Source organism: Mycobacterium sp. 360MFTsu5.1, assembly GCF_000383495.1.
Classification (GTDB): domain Bacteria; phylum Actinomycetota; class Actinomycetes; order Mycobacteriales; family Mycobacteriaceae; genus Mycobacterium; species Mycobacterium mucogenicum_B.
Map to the genome: position 1 here is coordinate 1 of NZ_KB911465.1, position 21727 is coordinate 21727.

The following is a 21727-nucleotide window of genomic DNA, read 5'->3' on the forward strand; positions in this document are numbered from 1 at the left end:
ATTCGAACGTATGAGCGAAACTATGAGTGATCCCCACGCCGCGGCCGCGGCGGTCGACGCGATCACCCTGGCCACCCGCCAGGAGAACGCCGCCGGCGCCCGCCGCCTGGCCGCGATCGGCGACCTGTGGGAGCTGCGCGCTCCCGACGACGACATCGAAAAACGGTACTGGGCGATCGACGGTTTTTCTGGCCTGGTGGTCGAGGTCGCCGCCGCGCTGGGGGTGTCCCGCAAACGGGCGCAGGCCCAGGTGGAGCGGGCGGTGATGCTGCGCACCCGCCTACCCAAAGTCGCGGCCGTCTACGCGAAAGGGCTGATCGATGCGGTGATGGTCGCGATGATCGTCGCGCGCACCGACCTGATCATCGACGACGACGTCGCCCAACAGGTCGACGCCGACCTCGCCGCCAAGATCGTGGCCTGGGGGCGGTTGTCGAAACCGAAAATGGAACAACGGATCGACGCGATCATCGCCGCCTCCGACCAGGCCGGGGTGCACCCGCCCAAACCCCCGTCACAAGCCCGGTACCTCGACATCCGCGCCTGCGGCCCCGGCGCCGCCAGTGTCTGCGGAACGCTCGATGCCGCGACCGCCGCCGTACTCGACGCGGCCCTCGACGACCTCGCAAAAAGCGTGTGCCGCAATGATCCGCGCAGCCACGATCAACGCCGGGCCGCGGCCATCGATGCCCTCGCCCGCGGTGGCCGGTTGCGCTGCGAGTGCGGACAGGACGACTGCCCCGCCGCCGCGGCCGAGCTACCGGCGGCGACCGTCGGCCCCCGCGCCGTCATCCACGTCATCGCCACACCGCAAGCAGTGAACGGGCAGGCCCCCGGGTTCCTGCCCGGCTACGGGCAGATCCCCGCCGAACAAGTCGAACGACTCGCCGACGGCGCCATCATCCGCCAGGTCGACATCCCACCGGATGCGGCCGAACCCCGCTACCGGCCCTCGGCCAAACTGGCCGAGTTCGTCCGCTGCCGGGACCTGACCTGCCGATTCCCCGACTGCGACCGGCCCGCCGACGCCTGCGACATCGACCACACGACCGCCTATCCCGCGGGGCCGACGCACCCGTCAAACCTCAAATGCCTGTGCCGGTTCCACCACCTACTCAAAACCTTCCACCCTTGGCGCGATCAGCAGTTCCCCGACGGGACCGTCGTGTGGACCGCTCCCACCGGGCACACCTACATCACCAAACCCGAAGGCGCCCACTGGTACCCACAACTCGCCCACCCCACCGGAACACCCCAGATCAGCGAACAACCGCCACGCAGCCCCGCGCGCGGCCACTGCATGCCCAAACGCAAACGCACCCGCGCACAAGAACGCCAACAACGCGTCAACCAAGCCCGCACGGCCAACGAAGAACGCATCGCCGACGAACAATCGCGCCGCATCGAACACGAAAAGATCCGGGCAGCAGAAGAAGGCTGGAATGAACCCGCACCGTTCTGAAATGCGGAAAACGGCCGCTTACAATGGGTTTCACCATCGCGAGCGGCCGTCGTCGGGCAGCAGGGGGGCGACGACCACCCCGCCGGCCGTAGCTACGGGCACCCCAAGAACTGGCAGGTCGCGTTGGTGTTCTCGCCCGCGACTGTGCGGTAGTGGGGGTGACCGCCGTACCAGCCGTCTTCGGCGGTCATGCCGACGACCTGAGGTGGCATTCCGCGGTGTACCAAGTTGTACCGATGGCAGGTCGTCCAGTCCCAGTCAACCTCGGTGAAGCCGCCGGGGACCGGCTGGCCCGGGCACCAGGTACCCGAGGAGGGTTCTGCGTGGGCGGTGCCGGCGCTGAATCCAAAGGCGGCCAGACTCATCCCACCGGACAGCAGTGCCGCCGCGGCCAGTCGTGCGATTCGTCGCGTCATGTGAACTCGACCTTTCTGTTCGTCGACGCTGCCGTCGATCTGCTGCTGATTGGTGAACGAAGCATGCAGCCCGGCGCTTGGGAGATTCTTGGCTCGCACCCACGAGGCAGCCGAACACGACCCGACACCGTTCGAGTGCGGTCCTCGGGTCGGTTCGGCGACTGTGGCTAAACCAGTTCGGGCACCCGCAGGTGGGCGAAGGCCACATCGAATTCGGCCTCATCCAGCTCGGCCGCACCCGTTTCCTTCATGCGCATCTGCTTCATCGTGCGCGCGCCATCCCGGTTGCGCTCCATGGATTCCCGGCTGTCGAACGTCGTGCAGGACACCCCGCGGCCGGTGTTCCGATCAACCAGCAGGCTCGTGCTGCAGAAACCCTCGAGGGCCTCGCTGTCGGGGACGATGTTCATCTTGAAGTGTTCGATTGCGGCGTCAGCATGAGCCGGGTCGACATGCCCCCACGTAACGCGCGCACATGCGCCTTCGGGCAGCTGGCGAGCGCGGTGCAATATCGCGATATCCCACTCGTCGACGGTGGCGGCGCCGCCGAACATCTGGATTGCCTTTTCGCGGATCGGCCGAACTTGTTCGGCGACAGCGTTCATCGCGTCCTCGGACTCCCACGCGGTCACCGCGATGCACCGGCCGGACTGCCGGTCGGTGAGCAGCGACATGCCCACGAACCCTTGGAGGCCTTGGAGTTGGGGCATCACTTCATCCCGGAGATGAGCAACTCCAGCGTCGATGGCCGAGGGTTGTGCGTGAATAGTGGTAGAGCGTGCGTACACGACCCACCCCCTCTATCTCGGGGCAGCGCCCCAGCGGCACCGCCGGTCCACCGATATACGTTCCTCCGATGTCCGGCGGCTGGCAATAGCCGATCCGCACGGGTGTCGATATTGACGACCCAGGACGAATTCCGTTCTGCGAGAACAGGAATTGACGACTAGCTTCGTTTTCCGCCGGGAATCCGGTCGACGAACCACCCGAGTCGGGCGACCGTGTTGTCGAGGGGCTCCACCACTTCGGCGAGCCGCTGCAGACTCGGCAGGGTCGCGGCGATGGAATTGGCGCCGTGGGCGATCTTCTCGGCGGAGGTGTCGATGCCCGCCGCGGCCTCGGTCAGGGTGGTGATCTGGCTGGCGATCAGTTCCGCATGCCGGTCGATGCCCGCCGCGCTCTCGCTCAGCTTGGCGATGTTGTCGGCGATGTACTGCGCGGACTTGCGAAGCTCGGCGACGTCGTCCATCAACGCGAAAACTGCCTGAACGAGGGTCTTCGGTCCACGCCGCCGTTTGCCCGGGGCACTCTCCGCTTCGCCTGCCTGCGCCATGACTCACGCCTTCCGTTCGACAGGGGCCCCCTTGTCCTTGGCCTCCTGCTGGTACTGCCGCAGCTCGGCACGCACCGCTTCATCTAACGCGCGGTCAAGGCTAGCGTGCGCAGAACGGCGAGATACACGGCGCATGGCATCGATGAGGTCGGCGGCCCAGGCAAGTTCGACGTCGTTGCTGGGATACCAGCCAGTCCCACGCTGCCGAACCACCTCGGTGTGCCCGGCCCGGGTCATGGCCCGCGCCGCTTCGTCGAGCTTCTTGTCGACCGCCGTGGTGGTCTTGAGGATCGCCGCCAACGGCATCCCGCGGGAGATGAGCCTGGCGAAGTCGTCGATAACCCGCCGGTCAGGGACGAGGTAGGAATCCTTGTCGTCCGTCGGCTCGATGATCCGGCCCGAAACGAGCCGGCGCAGCGTCGCGCCATCGAGGCGGCCCAGCTGCATCTCCAGCTCCTGGCGCGTCATCGTCTGCGCCTCGGGGTTCGACCACGGCGAGATCACCAGCTCCTCGAGCTCCGACAGGTCCAGCACCTCGACGAGCCCCTCACCGCGCTGCAGGCCGGTGAGGAACTTCAAGATGTGCTTGACGGTGAAGCCCTCGCTGAGCAGCCGGACGATCGCCTGCAACTGGCTCAGGTGCCGGTCGGTGTAGATCGCGACCCGGCCCCGGCGCTGAGGCCGGGGCAGCAGGCCGTTCTCTTGGTAGACGCGGACGTTCCGGGTTGTCGTCCCCGCTTCGCGTGCGAGGTCGTCGATCCGGTACTCAGCCACCAGCGGATTCTATGCGGTCAGGACCGAAGCACCGCTGGTCTGTTCAGCAGTGATCTTGAAGTCGTGCAGATTGACCGCCTTCAGCTGGTTGACGTACTGGGTGGCAAACCCGGGGAACATCGTCGCGTTGAAGCCGTCCTCGGTCAGGTACCAGCTCTGGCAGCCCGAGTTCCACGTCGTGGACTGCAGTCGCTGCTGGATGTCCTCGTTGTAGCGCGCCTGCACCTCGGGTCGCACGTCGAGCGATTTCCACCCGAACTGCAGCAGCTTGGAGATCGCCTCGACGATGTAGTCGATCTGCGCCTCCATGTACACCAGCGCGGAGCTGTGGCCGGGGCCGGAGTTGGGTCCGAAGGTGAAATACAGGTTGGGGTAACCGGATACCGCGACGCTGCGATAGGCGTACGCGCCCCGGCTCCATTCCGCGGCGAGCTCCCGGCCGTCGATGCCGATGACGGGGAACGGGGTACCGGCCTTGGACACCTCGAAGCCGGTGGCGAACACGATGGCGTCGAACTGGTGCTCGATGCCTTCGACCGTCCGAATACCCTTGGGCGACAACCGCGCAATGGGCCACGTGACCAGCTTGCAGTTGTCGGCCTGCAGCGCCGGATAGTAGTCGGCGGTCATCAGCAGCCGCTTGCAGCCGGCCGAGAAGTCCGGGGTCAGCTGGCGGCGCAGCCACGGATCCTTCACCTGCAGGCGCAGATTCGCCAGGCTCAGCGCCTCGACGACCCGGGTGAACGGGCTGTCCCACACCACACCGAGCGCCACCGACTCATGGCCCCAGAACCACGCCGAGCGGGCGAGCTTCTCCGCGAAGGGAACGTCCTTGTAGATGCGCTTCAGCCAGCCACTGGTCGACCCGTTGATGCGCGGGATCACCCAGCCGGGCGTGCGCTGGAACACCTTGACCGACTTGGCGACCTTGACCAGTTCCGGGACGATCTGCACGCCACTGGCGCCGGTTCCGATGACCGCCACCTTCTTGCCGGCGAAGTCGTAGTCGTGATCCCAACGGGCACTGTGGATCTTGTGGCCCTCGTAGGTCTCGATGCCTTCGATCTTCGGGAAGCTGGCGTTCGCCAACGGCCCCGAGGCGACGATCACGGCGCGCGCCTGCACGGGTTCGCGACCCTCGAAGTTGACGGTCCACTCCCCCGCCACCTCGTCGTACTCCACGCCGGTCACGTTGTGGCCGAAGCGGATATGCGGCGCGATACCGAACGACTCCACCATGTTGTCGATGTAGCCGAGGATCTCGTTGCTGCCGGAGTAGGTGTGTGACCAGTCCGGGTTCGGCGCGAAACTGTAGGAGTAGAGGCGCGACGGGATGTCGCACGCCGCACCGGGATACGTGTTGTCACGCCAGGTGCCGCCGACGCGCGTGCCGCGTTCGAAGATCTCGAAGTCGGTGATGCCCTGGTCTTTGAGCCGGATGGCGGCGCCGATGCCGGCGAACCCGGCACCGATGATGGCTACAGAGAGTGTCATTGGTGAATTCCTTTACGCGACCGGCTCGTAGGTCATCTCGTCCGACCAGCTCGGCGTGTACCGCACCAGTGGCATCGGGATGGCGCCGGTGACGACCACCAGCGAGTCGGCCAGCCAGTGGTACTTCGACGTGCGGTCGATGACCTTCTTGGCGTGCCATGAGACGAACCGGTACATCGGCACCCGGCGCGCGAAAGCGCTGCGCTCACCGACGCTTTGGAAGCGGCGCATCGCCTGGTACAGGCGCTCCTCGTTGACGCCCATGGCGACGATGTTGTCGCGCATCTTGTTCAGCAGCGGGAAGTAGCTCAGCGTGCCGACGACCAGTGCCGGGTTCATCCAGCTACCGACGAAGTCGACGGCCAGCTTGCGCATGTCGGCGTGGCCCAGGATGTCCATCACCTCGAAATCGACAGCCAGGTGGCGGGATTCGTCGGAGTTGATGCGCTTGAAGACCTCTTGCGCCACCGGATCCTTGACCTCATCGGTGATGAACTTGATCAGTGCGCCGTCCAGCGCCACCTCCAGCATGGGGATGACGGTGCCCAGGATCGACAGCGACATGCCGTCGGAGAACTTGTCGAGCCAGGTGATCACCAGCTGCACGTTGACGCTCGGCGGCGGCACCTCGTCGTTCTCGAGCATGCCCCAGCGCCGCATCAGCGCGAGCTCGGCGTTGGCGTGCTTCTGCTCCTCGGCGTGGAAGTGCTCGTAGATGCTCTTGAGCGTCGGCGTCGGCGCCTTGCGGGCCAGCGCGGCGAAGCCACGGGCGCCCACGTTCTCGATCCACATCAGGTCGGTCATGAACGGCTTGAGCTTGGCCCACAGTTCCGGCTCGATCAGCTCGGCACCCGGTGCGTCCCAGTCGATGTCGGCCAGGGCCCACTGCTTGTCCTTGATCCGCTGCAGCATCTCATCGAGATCCATTGCCATGGTGGGTTCCTTTCAGTCCTTGGGGAAGCTTCAGTCTTTGGGAAGTACGCGGCCGAGTAGTCCGGCACCGCGGACGTACAGAGCCGGGAAGTGTCGCTTGAGATGCCAGATGACGGTGGCATCGAGCTGCGGCACCACGTAGAGCCGGCCGCCGTCGTGCGCGTCCAGGGTGCGGGCGGCGACGTTGTCGGCGGACAGACCGGTCCAGCGAGCCAGCTGCTGGCTCAGGCTCATCGAGCCGGGGGTGATGCGGCCGTCGGTGAAGACGTTGGTTTTCACGAACGTCGGGCATAGGACGGTGACGGCGACGTCCGTGCCGTCGAGCTCGGCGGCGAGGGTTTCCGACAGCGACATCACGCCGGCCTTCGACACGTTGTAGGCCGCCATCGACGGCGCGGCGGCGAACCCGGCGGCCGAGGCCACGTTGATGATGCCGCCCCGGCCGGCTTCGCGCAGCAGCGGCGTGAAGACCTCACAGCCGTACACCACGCCCCACAGGTTGATGCCGAGCGCCCAGTCCCAGTCTTCGAAACCGATGTCGCCCACCGGCTTTCCGCCGATGCCGACACCCGCGTTGTTGATCACCAGCGTCGGTGCGCCACCGAAGATCTCCTGCGCCTGCTTGGCCAGGAGCTCGATGGCGGTGCGGTCGGCGACGTCGCACTGCACGGCGTGCCCCTTGCCGGTCGGCAGCTGGTCGATCAGCGCGACGGTCTCCTTCGCGCGCTCCAGGCTGATGTCCGCGCAGATGATCTCGCCGCCCCGGCGCGCGAGCTCGAGAGCGAACGACCGCCCGATGCCGCTGCCGGCGCCGGTGACCACCGCCTTCGCTTTGTCCGAGCGGCGCTGGCCGCGAAAGACATTCAGGATCGTGTCAAGGCCGATCATCAGCACACCTCTTCGAGCTCGTTGGATCGCTTGTAGGCATCGGCGATGAATGCCGCGGCACGGCGCAGTGCCGGGCCGGCCTCGGGTGCCAGATGCGGCAGGGCCTGGAAGACGTGCACCATGCCGGGCCAGACCTCGAGCGTGCTGGCACCGCCGGCGCGGCGCAGTTCGGCATCGAGGTAGCGGGCGTCGGCGCGCAGCATCTCGAAGCCGCCGACCTGAATCAGCATGGGTGGCAATTGATCTGCCTTGGCGAAGTCGAGGCGCAGCCGCGGATCGGCCAGGTTCTGCCCTTGGGTGTACAGCCCGACCATGCGCGCAGCCGCGGTGGCCGACATCGCCGGATCGCGGTACGACGCCTTCTCCTGCTCCAAGGCCAGCCCGAGCGTCACGTCGATCAGCGGCGAGAACAGCACCACGCCCGCGGGCCGGAAGTCGGGGTCGCCGGCGTGCGCCAGCAGCATGTCGCAGGTCAGGTGGCCACCAGCGGAGTCGGCGCCCATCACGATGTCCGAGGCCGCGTAGCCTTCCGACAGCAGCCACCGGTATCCGGCTTCGACATCTTCTGCCGCGGTCGGGAACCGGTGCTCGGGAGCGAGGCGGTAGTCCACGACGAACATCGGCAGTCCGGTCGCCTCGGACAGGCGGGCCACCAGCTTGCGGTGGGTGCGCGCCGAGCAGATGACGTAGGCGCTGCCGTGTACGTAGTAGCCGGCGCGGCGGCCGAATTCGACACCCGGCCCGAGGACCCATTCGCCCCGCAGGTGCGGCGTGCGCACCGGGATGATTCGGGTGCCGCCGGGCATGGAGCCGGCGACCTCCATGATCGTGGCGATCAGCCCGCGCCCGAACCAGACGCCGGGCGTGTTCATGGGGATCACGCTGGTCAGATTTCCGAGCGTCCAGCGGGTCACGGTGGCCGAGAGCGTGGAGCGCAACGTTGCGCGGCTGGGTACCTCGGGCAGCGCTGCCCGATCAGTTTCCGTCACGCCGAATAGGTCACCACTAACTGTGCCATTTGTCAATGGCACAGTTATTGACGACAATCTGACCTGGTCCTACGACGGAAGGCTTATCCATGACCGCTCCGACAGCGTCCAGGTCACACGAGTTGACCGTGGTCGAGGTGATCACCGAGACCCCCGACGCCGTGTCACTGGTCCTGACGGCCGCGCACGACGCGCGTGACCAGTTCACCTACCAGGCCGGCCAGTTCCTGACATTGCGCATCCCGGCGCACGGCGGCGCGGTCTCGCGGTGCTATTCGCTCTCGAGCAGTCCGTCCACCGACGAGCACCTGAAGGTGACCGTGAAGCGCACCGCGGGCGGCCTCGCCTCCAACTGGCTGTGCGACCACGCCAAGGCCGGAATGACGCTGGAATCACTCACGCCCGCAGGCGCTTTCACCGTCCGCCCGGCAGCGGGCGAACTGATCTTCGTCGCTGCCGGCAGCGGCATCACCCCGGTCATCTCGATGATCCGCGCCGTGCTCCTGCAGACCGGCCGCCGGGTGACACTCGTCTATGCCAACCGCGACCGCGAGTCGGTCATCTTCAACGCTCAGTTGACGGAACTGCTTGCGGCACATGCCGACCGGCTGACCGTCGCCCACTGGCTCGAGTCGGAATCGGGCCTGCCCACCCCGGCCGGGCTGCGTACATTGCTGCCTGCCAAGCCTGGTGCCGACACCGCCGCCTACCTGTGCGGCCCAGCAGCATTCATGGACGTGGCCGCGGCCGCCCTGCACGACGCCGGCGTCGCCCGCGAGCACGTGCACCGCGAGGTCTTCGTCTCCCTGACCACGGACGCTTTCGCCGCGCCGGAGCCGGCAAGCGATGCTGGCGCGGACGGCGAGTCCGCCACCGCCACCGTCGAAATCGACGGCGATACCCACGAGATCAGTTGGCCCAAGACCCAGGTTTTGCTCGATACCCTGCTGGACAAAGGTATCGACGCGCCCTACGCATGCCGTGAAGGCAACTGCGGCGCGTGCGCGTACACCCTCCGTCAGGGCGAGGTGAGCATGCGCGTCAACGACACCCTCGACGACTACGAACTCGGCATCGGCGTCCGGCTGGCGTGCCAGTCACTACCCGAATCGGACTATCTGACAGCCATTTTCGACCGCTGATCGGCCGTCACGCCTCGTTGTCGGCGCCGGGCTCCGTGGCGTACGTACCCGGATTGAACATCGACGCCACGGCGCCCAGCAGCATCATGATCGCCGCCGCGCCGAACACCACGACCAGCCCGGAGTGGAACGGTTCGGTGATCAGCTGCGGGAAGAACGTCTGGCCGGTCAGCGTGCCTGCGTTGACGCCCGGCTGCTGCAGGGTGTGGAACGGGGCCAGCAGCTCGGCTATCGGGTTGTAGCCGAGGAAGGCCGCGAACAGGCTGCCGACCGGAGGTAGCCCGGCCACCTGCTGCGCGACGTCGGCCGAAACCCCCTGCTGCTGCAGGCCGCTGGACAGCGCGGACGGCAACGTGTTGGCCAGCCCGACGATCATCAGCGAGAAGAAGATGCCGATCGACAGCGAGTTGCCGGCGTTGAAGAACGTCGACCGCACACCGGACGCCGCACCACGCTGCGCGGCCGGCACGCTCGACATGATGGCGGCCGCGTTGGGCGCGGTGAAGATGCCGCCGCCGACGCCGTTGAGGAACACCAGGACGGCGAACTGCCAGTAGTCGAAGTTGACCGGGATGATCAGCAGCGCAACGAAAGTCGCCGCCATCAGCAGCATGCCGCCGACCGCGAGCGGCCGGGCACCGAGCCGGTCGGACAGGGTTCCGGCGACGGGTGCCGCCACCAGGAAGCCGACCGTCGCCGGCAGCAGATAGATACCCGCCCACAGCGGCGTCGATTCGAAGTCGTAGCCGTGCAGCGGCAACCAGATGCCCTGCAGCCAGATGATCAGCATGAACTGCAACCCGCCGCGGCCGACCGAAGACATCAGGCCGGCGAGGTTGCCCATGCCGAACGTCGCCGATTTGAACAGCCGCATGTCGACCATCGGCGACTCGACCTTGAGTTCGACGATGCAGAACGCGACCAATAGGAGCAGGCCGACGGCGATCGATCCCAGCACCGCGGGGCTGGTCCAGCCCGTCGGCGAATCACCATACGGCTGAATGCCATACGTGATGCCGAGCAGCAGCACCGTCAGGCCCACCCCGAACGTCGCGGTACCTGCCCAGTCCATCCGGCCCGGACTGCGCGAGCCCAATTCGTGCAGCGAGCGGTAGCTCCAGATGGTGCCGATGATGCCGATCGGGACGCCGACCCAGAACACGGCCTTCCACTCCCATTCGGAGAGGAACCCGCCGATCAGCAGACCGAGGAACGAACCGGCAACGGCGGCAACCATGTTCACGCCGAGGGCCATGCCGCGCTGGTTGGCGGGGAAGGCGTCGGTCAGGATCGCCGACGACGACGCCATCAGCATGGCGCCACCGATGCCCTGGATCACGCGCCAGGCGATGAGCCACACCGCGCCGCCACCGAGATGGAACGGATCGAACGACAACGCGACGGCCGCCAGCGTGAAGACGACGAAACCGATGTTGTAGATCCGGACCCGGCCGTACATGTCACCGAGGCGGCCGAACGGCACCACCAGCACGGCCGTCACCACGAGGTAGCCCATCAGCATCCACAGCAGGTAGCTGACGTTGCCCGGCGCGAGCGGGTTCAGCCCGATCCCCCGGAAGATGGCCGGCAGGGAGATCAACACGATGGACGCATTGATCGAGGCCAGCAGGATGCCCAGTGTGGTGTTGGACAGCACGACCCACTTGTAGTGCGGGTGGTCGTGGTCCATCTGGACACGGCGGCGTGCGGTGGCGGCGAGCGCGGTGTCGCGCTGCCCGGTGAGCTCGGCTTCAGTCGTCATCAGTCGGTCTTCGCTCCAATATCAGAAAAACATATGTTAGCTATACAAACGACCGCATGACAATTCCGTCCCGCTCACCGGCCCGCAACGCACCCTTGCCTTCCGGCGCGCATCGACTACGGTGAACAGCGTCCGCGCGGGAGCGCACACCCTGGTGCGCTGAGAGGACGGCTTCATGGCGCCGTCGACCGTATGAACCTGACCGGGTAATGCCGGCGTAGGGAGTAAGCAGATGTCTGCAATTGCTGTATTCAACGACCTTTCCTGCGGCCCCATCCAGGGCAGCACGAAGGTTTACCGGGAGCTTCCCGACGGTGGAAAGGTCCCGTTCCGCCGGGTCAACCTGACCACCGGCGACCACCTCGACCTGTACGACACCTCGGGCCCGTACACCGACGAGAACGCCACCATCGACCTGGAGAAGGGCCTGCCCGCCCGTCCCGGTGTCGTCAAGGACCGCGGCACCCAGTTGCAGCGCGCCCGCAACGGCGAGATCACCGCCGAGATGGCGTTCATCGCCGAGCGCGAGGGTGTGCCGGCCGAGCTGGTGCGTGACGAGGTCGCCATCGGCCGCGCCATCATCCCGGCCAACCACAACCACCCCGAGCTCGAGCCGATGATCATCGGCAAGGCGTTCGCCGTGAAGGTCAACGCCAACATCGGCAACTCGGCCGTCACGTCCTCCATTTCCGAAGAGGTCGACAAGATGGTGTGGGCCACCCGCTGGGGCGCCGACACGATCATGGACCTCTCCACCGGCAAGGACATCCACCAGACCCGCGAGTGGATCCTGCGCAACTCCCCCGTCCCCGTCGGGACCGTGCCGATCTACCAGGCGCTCGAGAAGGTCAACGGCGATCCCACCAAGCTGACCTGGGAGCTGTACCGCGACACCGTCATCGAGCAGTGCGAGCAGGGCGTCGACTACATGACGGTGCACGCCGGCGTGCTGCTGCGTTACATCCCACTGACGGTCAAGCGCGTCACCGGCATCGTGTCCCGCGGCGGCTCGATCATGGCGGCGTGGTGCCTGGCGCACCACCAGGAGTCCTTCCTCTACACGCACTTCGAAGAGCTCTGCGAAATCCTGCAGCGCTACGACGTCACCTTCTCCCTCGGTGACGGTCTGCGTCCCGGCTCGATCGCCGACGCCAACGACGAGGCGCAGTTCGCCGAGCTGCGCACCCTCGGCGAGCTCACCAAGATCGCGAAATCCCATGGCGTGCAGGTGATGATCGAGGGCCCGGGCCACGTCCCGATGCACAAGATCGTCGAGAACGTGCGCCTGGAAGAGGAACTCTGCGAAGAGGCCCCGTTCTACACGCTGGGCCCGCTGGCGACGGACATCGCGCCGGCGTACGACCACATCACCTCGGCCATCGGTGCGGCGATCATCGCCCAGGCCGGTACCGCGATGCTCTGCTACGTCACCCCGAAGGAACACCTGGGCCTGCCCAACCGCAAGGACGTCAAGGACGGGGTGATCGCGTACAAGATCGCCGCGCACGCCGCTGACCTGGCCAAAGGCCACCCCGGCGCGCAGGACCGCGACAACGCGCTGTCGCAGGCGCGCTTCGAGTTCCGCTGGCACGACCAGTTCGCGCTGTCGCTGGACCCGGACACCGCCCGCGAGTTCCACGACGAGACGCTGCCGGCCGAGCCCGCCAAGACGGCGCACTTCTGCTCGATGTGCGGTCCGAAGTTCTGCTCGATGCGCATCACGCAGGACATCCGCGACGCCTACCCGGACGGGGTCGCGCCCGATTTCGCGGACGAGATCGCCCAGGGCATGGCAGAGAAATCCCAGGAGTTCGCTGACCACGGCAACCGGGTGTATCTACCCTTGACGTCGTGATGCGTCCGTGAACCTTCTGCCTTTGACCCCGCCGGGCGAAACGCCGCTGCGGGTGATGACCATCGCCGGCTCGGACTCCGGCGGCGGCGCCGGCATCCAGGCCGACCTGCGTACCTTCGCGATGCTCGGCGTGCACGGGTGCGTCGCCGTCGCCGCGGTGACGGTGCAGAACTCGTTGGGGGTCAAGGGTTTTCACGAGCTGCCGCTCGACATCATCAGTGGGCAGATCACCGCGGTCGCCGACGACATCGGCATCCAGGCGGCCAAGACCGGCATGCTGGCCTCGGCCGACATCATCGGCGCGGTCGCCGAGACGTGGCAGAGCCTCGACGGTGACATCCCGCTGGTCGTGGACCCGGTGTGCGCGTCCATGCACGGTGACCCGCTGCTGCACCCCAGCGCGCTGAATTCGGTTCGTACCCAGCTGTTTCCGATCGCCACGCTGGTCACCCCGAACCTCGACGAGGTCCGGCTGATCACCGGCATCGACGTGGTCGACGCGTCGACCCAGAAAGATGCCGCCAAGGCCCTGCATGACCTGGGCCCGAAGTGGGCCCTGGTCAAGGGCGGTCATCTGCGGTCCAGCGATCACAGCCCGGACCTGCTGTACGACGGCAGCGAGTTCTACGAATACACCACCGAGCGCATCGACACCGGTCATGACCACGGTGCGGGCGACACGCTCGCGGCGTCGACGGCTTGCGCACTGGCGCACGGCTTTTCGGTGCCCGACGCGGTGGCGTTCGGCAAGAGCTGGGTGACCGAGTGCCTGCGGGCGGCCTACCCGCTGGGCCACGGCCACGGTCCGGTCAACGCGCTGTTCAGGTTGCAGGCATGAGTCTCGAGGACATCGCGGGCATCGCGCACGAACCCGACGGGACGCCGACGGGCGTCGTGCTGCTCACGCACGGCGCGGGCGGTAACCGCGACGCCCCACTGATCGTCCGCATCTGCGACGAATGGGCTCGCCACGGCTGGCTCGCCATCCGCTACAACCTGCCCTACCGGCGGCGCCGCCCGAAGGGGCCGCCGTCCAACTCGGCGGCGTCGGACCAGCAGGGCATCGTCGAGGCGATCGAGCTGGCCCGCACCCTGACCGACGGTCCGGTGATCGCCGGCGGCCATTCCTACGGTGGCCGGATGACGTCGATGGTGGCCGCCCAGGGCGCCGACCTGGCGGCCCTGACGCTGTTCTCCTATCCCCTGCACCCGCCCGGCAAGCCCGAGCGGGCCCGCACCGAGCACCTGGGCCAGATCGAGGTCCCGACGGTCTTCACGCACGGCACGGCCGACCCGTTCGGCAGCATTGCCGAGCTCACGGCCGCAGCCCAGCTGATCCCGGCGCCCACCGAGCTCATCGAGATCACCGGGGCCCGCCATGACCTGGGATCCAAGACCCTGGATGTCCCCGCGCTAGCGGTTACTAGGGCCATTGGACTCATTGCTCCAGGCGGTACCTGAGGTACCGTCTGAATATGACGACGCAGCAGTTCGACGCGGTCATCGTCGGCGCGGGGTTCGCCGGTATCGGTGCGGCCATCCAGCTCAAACGCCTCGGGATCGAGAATTTCACCATCCTGGAGCGCGAGGACGACCTCGGCGGCACCTGGTACGTCAACCACTATCCCGGGCTCGCGGTCGACGTGCCGACGACCACCTACTCGTACTTCTTCGAGCCCAACCCGAACTGGTCGCGCCTGTTCACCCCCGGCCCGGAGATCAAGCGGTACGCCGACGACGTCGCGGCCAAGTACGACGTGCGACGGCACATCCGGTTCAACGTCGTCGTCAACGGCGCCCGCTGGGACGAGGAAGCCGCGCTGTGGCGCGTCAGCGTCGCCGACGGCGAAACCCTCAGCGCCCGCTACCTGATCACCGCCACCGGCTTCCTGTCGCAGCCGAACATCCCGGCGATTCCGGGCATCGAGACCTTCGCCGGCCGCGTCATCCACACCACCGACTGGGATGACGACTACGACCCGGCGGGCAAGCGCATCGCGGTCATCGGCACCGGCGCCACCGCAGTCCAGCTCATCCCCGAGCTCGCCAAGACCGCCGCCGATCTGACGGTGTTCCAGCGCACGCCCATCTGGGTGGTGCCCAAGATCGACCCGCGCTTCGGCGCCCGGGCCAAGAAACTGTTCGCGCGATTCCCCTTGACGCAGCGCGCGCTTCGCTGGCTCACCGACTCGATCTACGAAGTCATGGTGTCCGTCGGGGTCCGGCACTACGGCATGTTCCGCGGCCGCTTCAACATCTCGGCCTCCGACCTGTCGAAGATGCACCGGTTCTTCGTCATCCGCGACAAGGACCTGCGGCGCCGTCTGACCCCGGACTACGACTTCGGTTGCAAGCGGCCGACTTTCAGCAACGGCTACTACCAGGCCTTCAACCGCCCCAACGTGCACCTGCAGGACGCCGGCATCGACCGGATCGAGGCCGACGGCATCCTGGGCAACGACGGCGTCAAGGTCGAGATCGACACCCTGGTGCTCGCAACCGGTTTCGACCTGTGGGAGGCCAACTTCCCGGCCATCGAGGTGATCGGCCGCGAGGGCCGCGATCTCGGAAAGTGGTGGCGCGAAACGCGTTTCCAGGCCTATCAGGGCGTGTCGATGCCGTACTTCCCGAACTACCTGAGCCTGGCGAGCCCGTACGCGTTCCTGGGGTTGAACTTCTTCAACACCATGGAGTACCAGATGCGGCTGATGGACCGGCTTTTCACCGAGGTCAGGGCGCGCGGTGCGACGACGTTCGAGGTCACCGAGGAAGCCAACACGGCGTTCCTCGACCGGATGACCGAACTGCTCGGCGACTCGCTGTTCACGCTCGGCAACTGCGCCAGCGCCCACTCGTACTATTTCAATCCCGCGGGTGAGCCCACGCTGCTACGCCCGTCGTCGACCGAGACGGCAATCCGGGAAGCGTCCGAATTTCCGTTGAGCGACTACAAGATTTTGTGATCAGAGAGGACCACAGGTGACCGACGCCGCTGAGAACACCGCTGGAAAGAAGGGCCTGCTGGCCGGGATCGGCCTGGCATTGGCCGGACTGGCGCACTTCGTCAAGCCCGACCTGTTCAAGGGCATCACCGCCACGGCGTTCCCGGAGGACATCGACAAGCACCTCAAGGTCAACGGATCGATCGAGACGGCGCTCGGCGTCGGCCTGATCGTGCCGCAGACCCGCAAAATCGCGACCGTCGGCGTCATCGGGTACGTCCTCTACCTGGCCGCCAACGTCGCCCGCAACCGCGCCTGACTTAGTGATTTGAGCACGATTTTCCGCGGTTGGCGCGGAAAATCGTGCACAAATCCCGGTCTAGGCGCGCGCCGGCAGGTGCTTTGACCAGCCGGCCGCGCAGATCACCGTGCACACCGCCGCCATCAGGCCGACCACGGTGAGCATCGCCGGGTAACTGACGTAGTGGGCCAGCGCGGCAAGCACCGCCGGCAGCAGGAACCCGACGTACGCCAGCGAGTAGTACACGCCGGACACCCCGGCCAGCTCGTGCGGTTTGGCGATGCGCTGAATCTCCAGCAGCCCGGACACGATGGCGATGCCGTACGCACTGCCCAGCAGCATGGCCACCAGCACCGCGACGGCCGGTGAGCGCGTGACGGCGGTGGCGACCGCGGCGAACACGCCCGCCGACATCAGCACCATCGACACCACCACGGCACGGGCGCTGGAATGGTCGTCCAGCCGCCTGGCGATCGGCTGCACCAGCACGCCACAGGCCAGCGTCAGCACCGTCAGGCCGGCGGTGTACAGCAGCGCCCAGGAGCCCAGCCGGTCGGCGACCAGCGCCGGCACGATGGCGTACGCGATGGCCGCCGAGCCGAACACCCACGGTGCCATCGGGGCCACCACGCGGACGAAGCGGCGGTGCGTCGCGGCGGGAACCCGCAACTGCGACAACAGGTCTCCGCTGACGCGAGCGCTCCGGGTCTCCACCGTCCGATACAGGACCAGCCACAGTGCGGGCGCGCACAGCGCCGCCTGCACCAGGTATGTCAGGGTCAACGGCAGCGGCGCGAACTGCGCCAGCAGGCCCGAGCACAACGGGCCGATCGCCAGGCCCAGGGACAGCCAGATCGACGCCCGGCGCGCTCCGGCGCCGGTCGCGGCCGAGTCATACGGCGGCGCGGACAGCTCCGCGATCCAGGTCGAGCCGACAGCCATCGCGACGCCCACACTGAGCCCACAGAGCAGCCGGCCCACGAAAAGTGCTGGGAATCCGCCCAATTCGCCGGTCGCGAGAATGAGGCTGCCCACCGCCGAACTGATCAGCCCGGCGATCATCAGCGGGCGCCGACCGTAGCGGTTCGACATGGCCGCAGCGACCAGCAGCCCGGGGATCAGGCCGAGCACGTACGCGCCCAGCAGGACGTCGACGTCCACCCGGGAGTAGCCGGCGCGGTGCACGTACTCGATCAGCATCGGGGTGAACTGATTTCCGCCCCAACCGATACAGAACACAGCGACCGCGACAGCGAGCCACGGCTTCATACGTGCGCGGCTCATCGCAGCACCACCTCGTAGGTCGACTCGAGGTGCGCCAGCAGGCGGGCATCGAACGCCGCGGCATCACGCGTCCCGACGGCGTGCGCCAGCTCGGCGTGTTCGGCGATGAGCCGGGCGACGAGGGTCTGGTCGGCCTGCACGGCGTCGGCCATCATGCGGCGCTGCCGGTCCCCCAGCGAGCCGTAGAACCGCTGTGCGATGCAGTTCCCCGCAGCGTCCACGATGTGCCGGTGGAAGGCATCATCGAGCTCGGCGAAGCGCACGAGGTCGGCAGCGGCACCGCGCTGCTGGTCGATCAGGCGGGTGAGTTCGGCGGCCGCCGCCTGCGCGGTGGCCTCGGAGCGGCAGAGCCGGCGCACGGCGCTGCCCTCCAGGGCCAGGCGCATCTCGAGCAGGTCGGTGGCTTCACGCGGCGGGATCGGGACGACGACCGCGCCCCGCCGGGGCAGCAGGTCCAGCAGGTCCTCGGCCGCCAGCCGCAGGAAGGCCTCGTGCACCGGGGTCCGGCTGACGCCGAGCTCCGCCGCGACTTCGACCTCGCTCAGCAGCTGCCCACCCTTGACCGCGCCCACCAGAATCTTGCTCTTGGTGTCACGGTAGGCGCGCTCGCTGGCGGGGGTCTGATCGATGGCCACCTGACGACGGTAGCAACTTGCATGCAAGTTTGCATACAAGCAGTGACGGACCTAACTCAGGGCCTGGTCAGTGCTGCTGTTGCGGCCCGAAGTTGAAGCCACCGCGCTCGCGCGGCTGCGGCTGGTAGACCGTCGAGGTCTGCACCGACGTCGACGTTTCCGTCGAGGTCTGGACCGACGTCGAGGTCTCGGTCTGCGTCTGGGTCTCGGTCTGGGTCGCCGTCTCGGTATTGGTCACCGTCTCCGGCGCAGGTGCCGGTGCCTGCTGCTGACCCCCACCGCCCGCGCTGCCGCCACCACCGCTGTGGTGTTCCTTGGCCGTCGTCGTGGTGGTCGTCGTGCTCGACGGGGTGACCGTGACGGTGGCCGGAGCGTTGTTGCCCTGCGAGCCGCAGGCGACGGTCAGGCCGCCCATGGCCACGACAGTGACGGTGCCGGCCACGGCCGACCAACGACGAGTAGTGCTTTTCATGGGCACCATTACTAACCCGGCAACCTGGCAAGCGAACCCACAGAAATGGCGATTCCGCTTATGAGCTCGCTGTGAGCTTTGGCTACTTGCCTGCCTGCCGGTGCCGTTGGTCGTGCAGCGGCACGCCGTTGGGTCCGGTCAGCGACTGCGCGTAGGTACCGACCGCAAACGCGACGGCCGGCCCGGTCACCGCAAGCGCGGACCGGTTCAGCTGCTCGACGGTGTCGCCCGTCGGCCCATAACCGGGATCGAAGGCGGCGCCCACCTGCCCGCCCCACAATCTGGCCTGGATCGGCGTCTTGCGCTGCGACGTCCCCGTCGAGATACCACCGACCGGAATGCCGGCGGTGAGGAACGGACCGTAGCCACTGCCCAGATCCATCGTCATGTCGGCGGGCCGCTTGCCGGCGAGGTACAGATACCCGGCCAGCGTGCGCTCGAGGCCGGCGGAGCCGGCCGGCACCGCGTCGAGGGGGATCTCGGGGTTCGCCTGACCGGACTGGTCGCCGTCGAACGTGAAGAACCCTGCGTTGGGTGAGCCGAGGATGTCGAAATCCAGGTACAGCGCAATGTCATTCAGCGGTTCGGCAGCCAGCGCGCGCACGTACTTGGTGGCGCCTTCCTGGCCCACCGCGCCCGAACCCCAGAAGGTGAACCGCACCGCGTTCTCGATCTTCGGCGAACCACCGAGCGCGGCAGCGGTCTCCAGCAGTGCCGACACCCCGGTTGCCGCGTCGTTGATGCCCGCGCTCGTCGGCGCGCTGTCGAGGTGCGCACCCGCCAGCACGACGCTGCGCTGGTCGCCGGTCTTGGTCTGGGCCAAGACGTTTCGCGATTTCACACCGGTGTTCTTGGCGTCGAGGGTGAGCTTCACCGGGGTGTTGGTTTTCAGCAGCACGGCATCGGCGTCCTTGCCGATGATGCCGACCGGCGTGTTGAGGTGTTCGTAGTAGCCGGGGCTGAACAGCCCGCGCGGGGCACCGTTCGCGCTTGGCGGGCTGACCACCAGCACCGCGACCGCGCCGCGGGCCACCGCCGCGTTCTGCTTGTCGACCACCGAGCACACCGCGTCGTCCACCACTGCGATGGCGCCGCGCAGGTTGAGCGTGCCGTAATCGTCCGGCGCGCAGCCGGCCGGCTTGACCGGATGCAGCGTCGGTGCGGTCAGGCCGCCGGGCGCCGTGGACGTCAGCAGTGAGGCCTGCACGATCCCCCACCGGCGGCCGCCGACGTCGAGCACGGGATTGCCGGGGGCACCCCGTTCCACGCGCACATACTCCGGGGTCTGGACGTCGAACCCTTTGTCCCGCAGCAGGTTCGCCACGTAGTCGACGCTGGCCTGGTAGCCGGGCGTGCCGTCGGCCCGGGTGCCCTTGTTCGCCGCGGCGATGGCGGCGAACTTCTTGAGATGGTTGTAGATGCCGTCGGTGCCCACCTTGCCTGCCAGGTCGCGGGCGAGGTCAGGGGCCGGCGGTGGCGGTGGGGCCGGCGCCTGCGGCGGTGGGGCACACGACGCCAGCACCGCGGTCAGCAGACCGGCGGCCAGTACGCGCCTCATGATGGCGAGACCACGTGCCGGGTCCGGTCATCGCGGACCGGAACGCCGTTGCGTCCACCCAAGTCCTGGGCGTACCGACCCACCCCGAAAGCCACTCCACGGCCCATGATGTCCATTGCCGTGCGGTTGATGTGCGCCAAATCGTCCGTCTTCTTGTGGTAGTTGGAGTCGAAAGGTTTTCCGGCGGTACCGCCCCAGAGTCGGGCCTGCTCGTCGTTCATGTTTTCCTCGTCGCCGGTACCCAGCCCACCTGCCGGAATACCGGCCTTGGTGAAGGCGTCGTAGTCCGACCGCCCGTTGAACGGGTAGTCCTGCGGCGGCTTCCCGGCACCGGCCAGATAGGCCGTGAAGGTGCGATCGATACCCGCCGAGCCTTCCGGGATACGCGCCACCAGGTCGTCGGGCCGTGGCGGGCCGGACAGGTTGCCGTCATAGCTGAAGTAGCCGGCGTTCTCGGAGGCGAGCATGTCGAAATTCAGATACAGCGCAATGTCTTTGAGCGCCTCGACGTCGAGGGATTCGACGTAGCGCTCAGAGCCGATCGTGCCCTCCTCCTCGGCGCCCCAGAACGCGAACCGCACCGCGTTCGCGATTTTGGGGGCGCTGCCCAACTGCAATGCCGTCTCCAGGACCGCGGCCACGCCCGACCCGTTGTCGTTGATCCCGGGCCCGTCCTTGACGCTGTCCAGATGCGCGCCGACCATCACGACGTCATGCTCGGACCCCGTCTTCGTCTGGGCAATCACGTTGCGGGTGTGCTCAACCCGCACACCGGCGTCCAGCTTCAGGGTCACCGGCCCCGGCGCGGCCCGCAGTCGAGCCCCGGCCGCCTTCGGGATCAGCACCACGGGAATCTTCACCGTCGCCTTGGCGCCCAGGGTGCCCCCGCGCGCGGGGACGCCCGCGTCGTCGACGTCGTCCTTGTTGTCGGCCACCACCAACGCGACGGCGCCGTGCACTGCCGCGGTCGCCTCCTTCACCGCGAAGGGGCACGTACCACGGTCCACCAGCGCGACCGCACCCTTGATCGGCAGGCCGTCGTAATCGGCACTGTTGCAGCCTGATCCGGGACCGCCCTTGACCGGCACCAGCGGTGCGGTGAGACCGGGGGTGCCGACCGAATACTCCAGCGCCCGCGCCGGTATCCGGGTGCCGGCGACCGTCAGTTCGGGCGTGTTGTTGTACGCGACCTTGACTTCCATATCCGGGGTGGCGACGTCGAAACCCTTGGCGCGCAGCGCATCCGCGACGTAGTCCACGCTCGCGTCGTAACCAGGTGTGCCGAACGCCCGGTTCCCACCGTGAGCGTCGGCGATGGCCTGCAGCTTGGCCAGGTGACCGGTCGTCGCCTCGACCGTCACGCTCTTCGACAGCTCCCTGGCGAAGTCATCAGCCGTAGGCTCCGATCGGCCGCACCCCGAGATGCCGACCGCCAGCACGAGCGCGAGCGCGACGCGGGTGCGGACCATGGGCACCACCGTAGCGTG

21 protein-coding genes and 1 riboswitch are annotated in these 21727 nt (G+C 67.4%); of the genes, 7 read left to right on the forward strand and 14 right to left on the reverse strand.

Annotation, left to right across the window (positions count from 1 at the left end; translation table 11 throughout):
* Positions 1-22: 22 nt before the first annotated feature.
* A complete protein-coding gene (locus H289_RS0109785; protein WP_020100602.1) occupies positions 23-1462 on the forward strand; it encodes an HNH endonuclease signature motif containing protein in 1440 nt (479 codons plus the stop codon).
* A 92-nt stretch (positions 1463-1554) separates the two neighbouring features.
* Here H289_RS0109785 and H289_RS31780 read toward each other — a convergent pair whose 3' ends face one another.
* The 8 genes from H289_RS31780 to H289_RS0109825 form a co-directional block, all read right to left on the reverse strand.
* The gene (locus H289_RS31780) at positions 1555-1878 is read right to left on the reverse strand and encodes a hypothetical protein (protein WP_138158541.1); all 324 of its coding nucleotides are present in this window, start codon (positions 1876-1878) and stop codon (positions 1555-1557) included.
* Positions 1879-2045: 167 nt separating this feature from the next.
* Entirely contained in the window at positions 2046-2666 is a 621-nt protein-coding gene (locus H289_RS0109795) for a hypothetical protein (RefSeq protein WP_036420416.1), read from the reverse strand.
* Positions 2667-2824: 158 nt separating this feature from the next.
* Positions 2825-3211 carry a hypothetical protein gene (locus H289_RS30235; RefSeq protein ID WP_020100604.1) on the reverse strand — a complete coding sequence of 129 codons (387 nt, stop codon included), beginning with the start codon at positions 3209-3211 and terminating at the stop codon, positions 2825-2827.
* Between the two features lie 3 nt (positions 3212-3214).
* The gene (locus H289_RS0109805) at positions 3215-3985 is read right to left on the reverse strand and encodes a MerR family transcriptional regulator (protein WP_020100605.1); all 771 of its coding nucleotides are present in this window, start codon (positions 3983-3985) and stop codon (positions 3215-3217) included.
* Between the two features lie 9 nt (positions 3986-3994).
* The gene (locus H289_RS0109810) at positions 3995-5479 is read right to left on the reverse strand and encodes a flavin-containing monooxygenase (RefSeq protein ID WP_020100606.1); all 1485 of its coding nucleotides are present in this window, start codon (positions 5477-5479) and stop codon (positions 3995-3997) included.
* A 12-nt stretch (positions 5480-5491) separates the two neighbouring features.
* Positions 5492-6412, reverse strand: coding sequence for a reductase (locus H289_RS0109815; RefSeq protein WP_029105034.1), 921 nt, complete (start codon positions 6410-6412; stop codon positions 5492-5494).
* A gap of 30 nt (positions 6413-6442) precedes the next feature.
* Positions 6443-7300: an SDR family NAD(P)-dependent oxidoreductase gene (locus H289_RS0109820; protein ID WP_090563052.1), complete on the reverse strand. Its 858-nt coding sequence runs from the start codon at positions 7298-7300 to the stop codon at positions 6443-6445.
* Positions 7300-8289 carry an alpha/beta hydrolase gene (locus H289_RS0109825; RefSeq protein ID WP_020100609.1) on the reverse strand — a complete coding sequence of 330 codons (990 nt, stop codon included), beginning with the start codon at positions 8287-8289 and terminating at the stop codon, positions 7300-7302. The genes H289_RS0109820 and H289_RS0109825 overlap by 1 nt, the downstream gene beginning before the upstream one ends.
* 89 nt (positions 8290-8378) lie before the next feature.
* Here H289_RS0109825 and H289_RS0109830 point away from each other — a divergent pair, with 89 nt between their 5' ends.
* Entirely contained in the window at positions 8379-9431 is a 1053-nt protein-coding gene (locus tag H289_RS0109830; RefSeq protein WP_029105036.1) for a ferredoxin--NADP reductase, read from the forward strand.
* A 7-nt stretch (positions 9432-9438) separates the two neighbouring features.
* Here the strand turns inward: H289_RS0109830 and H289_RS0109835 are convergent, their stop codons facing one another.
* Positions 9439-11193: an MFS transporter gene (locus tag H289_RS0109835; protein ID WP_020100611.1), complete on the reverse strand. Its 1755-nt coding sequence runs from the start codon at positions 11191-11193 to the stop codon at positions 9439-9441.
* A gap of 126 nt (positions 11194-11319) precedes the next feature.
* Positions 11320-11434, forward strand: a riboswitch (TPP riboswitch).
* Here H289_RS0109835 and thiC point away from each other — a divergent pair.
* The 5 genes from thiC to H289_RS0109860 all read left to right on the forward strand — a co-directional run bounded on the left by thiC (position 11426) and on the right by H289_RS0109860 (position 16309).
* A complete protein-coding gene (thiC, locus tag H289_RS0109840; RefSeq protein ID WP_020100612.1) occupies positions 11426-13048 on the forward strand; it encodes a phosphomethylpyrimidine synthase ThiC in 1623 nt (540 codons plus the stop codon). Its footprint overlaps the riboswitch before it by 9 nt.
* Before the next feature lie 7 nt (positions 13049-13055).
* Positions 13056-13886 carry a bifunctional hydroxymethylpyrimidine kinase/phosphomethylpyrimidine kinase gene (gene thiD, locus H289_RS0109845; RefSeq protein WP_029105037.1) on the forward strand — a complete coding sequence of 277 codons (831 nt, stop codon included), beginning with the start codon at positions 13056-13058 and terminating at the stop codon, positions 13884-13886.
* Entirely contained in the window at positions 13883-14509 is a 627-nt protein-coding gene (locus tag H289_RS0109850) for an alpha/beta hydrolase family protein (protein WP_020100614.1), read from the forward strand. Before thiD ends, H289_RS0109850 begins: the two co-directional genes overlap by 4 nt.
* Before the next feature lie 14 nt (positions 14510-14523).
* On the forward strand, positions 14524-16011 hold the full coding sequence (locus tag H289_RS0109855) for a flavin-containing monooxygenase (protein WP_020100615.1): 1488 nt from the start codon (positions 14524-14526) through the stop codon (positions 16009-16011).
* A 16-nt stretch (positions 16012-16027) separates the two neighbouring features.
* The gene (locus H289_RS0109860; RefSeq protein WP_020100616.1) at positions 16028-16309 is read left to right on the forward strand and encodes a DoxX-related protein; all 282 of its coding nucleotides are present in this window, start codon (positions 16028-16030) and stop codon (positions 16307-16309) included.
* Between the two features lie 60 nt (positions 16310-16369).
* On the opposite strand, the gene H289_RS0109865 is transcribed toward H289_RS0109860, so the two are convergent.
* The 5 genes from H289_RS0109865 to H289_RS0109885 all read right to left on the reverse strand — a co-directional run bounded on the left by H289_RS0109865 (position 16370) and on the right by H289_RS0109885 (position 21709).
* The gene (locus tag H289_RS0109865) at positions 16370-17575 is read right to left on the reverse strand and encodes an MFS transporter (RefSeq protein ID WP_029105039.1); all 1206 of its coding nucleotides are present in this window, start codon (positions 17573-17575) and stop codon (positions 16370-16372) included.
* Complete coding sequence (locus tag H289_RS0109870; RefSeq protein WP_020100618.1) at positions 17572-18210, reverse strand: GntR family transcriptional regulator; 639 nt, start codon at positions 18208-18210, stop codon at positions 17572-17574. Before H289_RS0109870 ends, H289_RS0109865 begins: the two co-directional genes overlap by 4 nt.
* A gap of 67 nt (positions 18211-18277) precedes the next feature.
* Complete coding sequence (locus H289_RS30240; RefSeq protein WP_138158543.1) at positions 18278-18682, reverse strand: hypothetical protein; 405 nt, start codon at positions 18680-18682, stop codon at positions 18278-18280.
* An 82-nt stretch (positions 18683-18764) separates the two neighbouring features.
* Positions 18765-20240, reverse strand: a complete 1476-nt coding sequence (locus H289_RS0109880) for a M28 family peptidase (RefSeq protein WP_020100620.1) — start codon at positions 20238-20240, stop codon at positions 18765-18767.
* Positions 20237-21709, reverse strand: a complete 1473-nt coding sequence (locus tag H289_RS0109885; RefSeq protein WP_020100621.1) for a M28 family peptidase — start codon at positions 21707-21709, stop codon at positions 20237-20239. The genes H289_RS0109880 and H289_RS0109885 overlap by 4 nt, the downstream gene beginning before the upstream one ends.
* Positions 21710-21727: the final 18 nt, after the last annotated feature.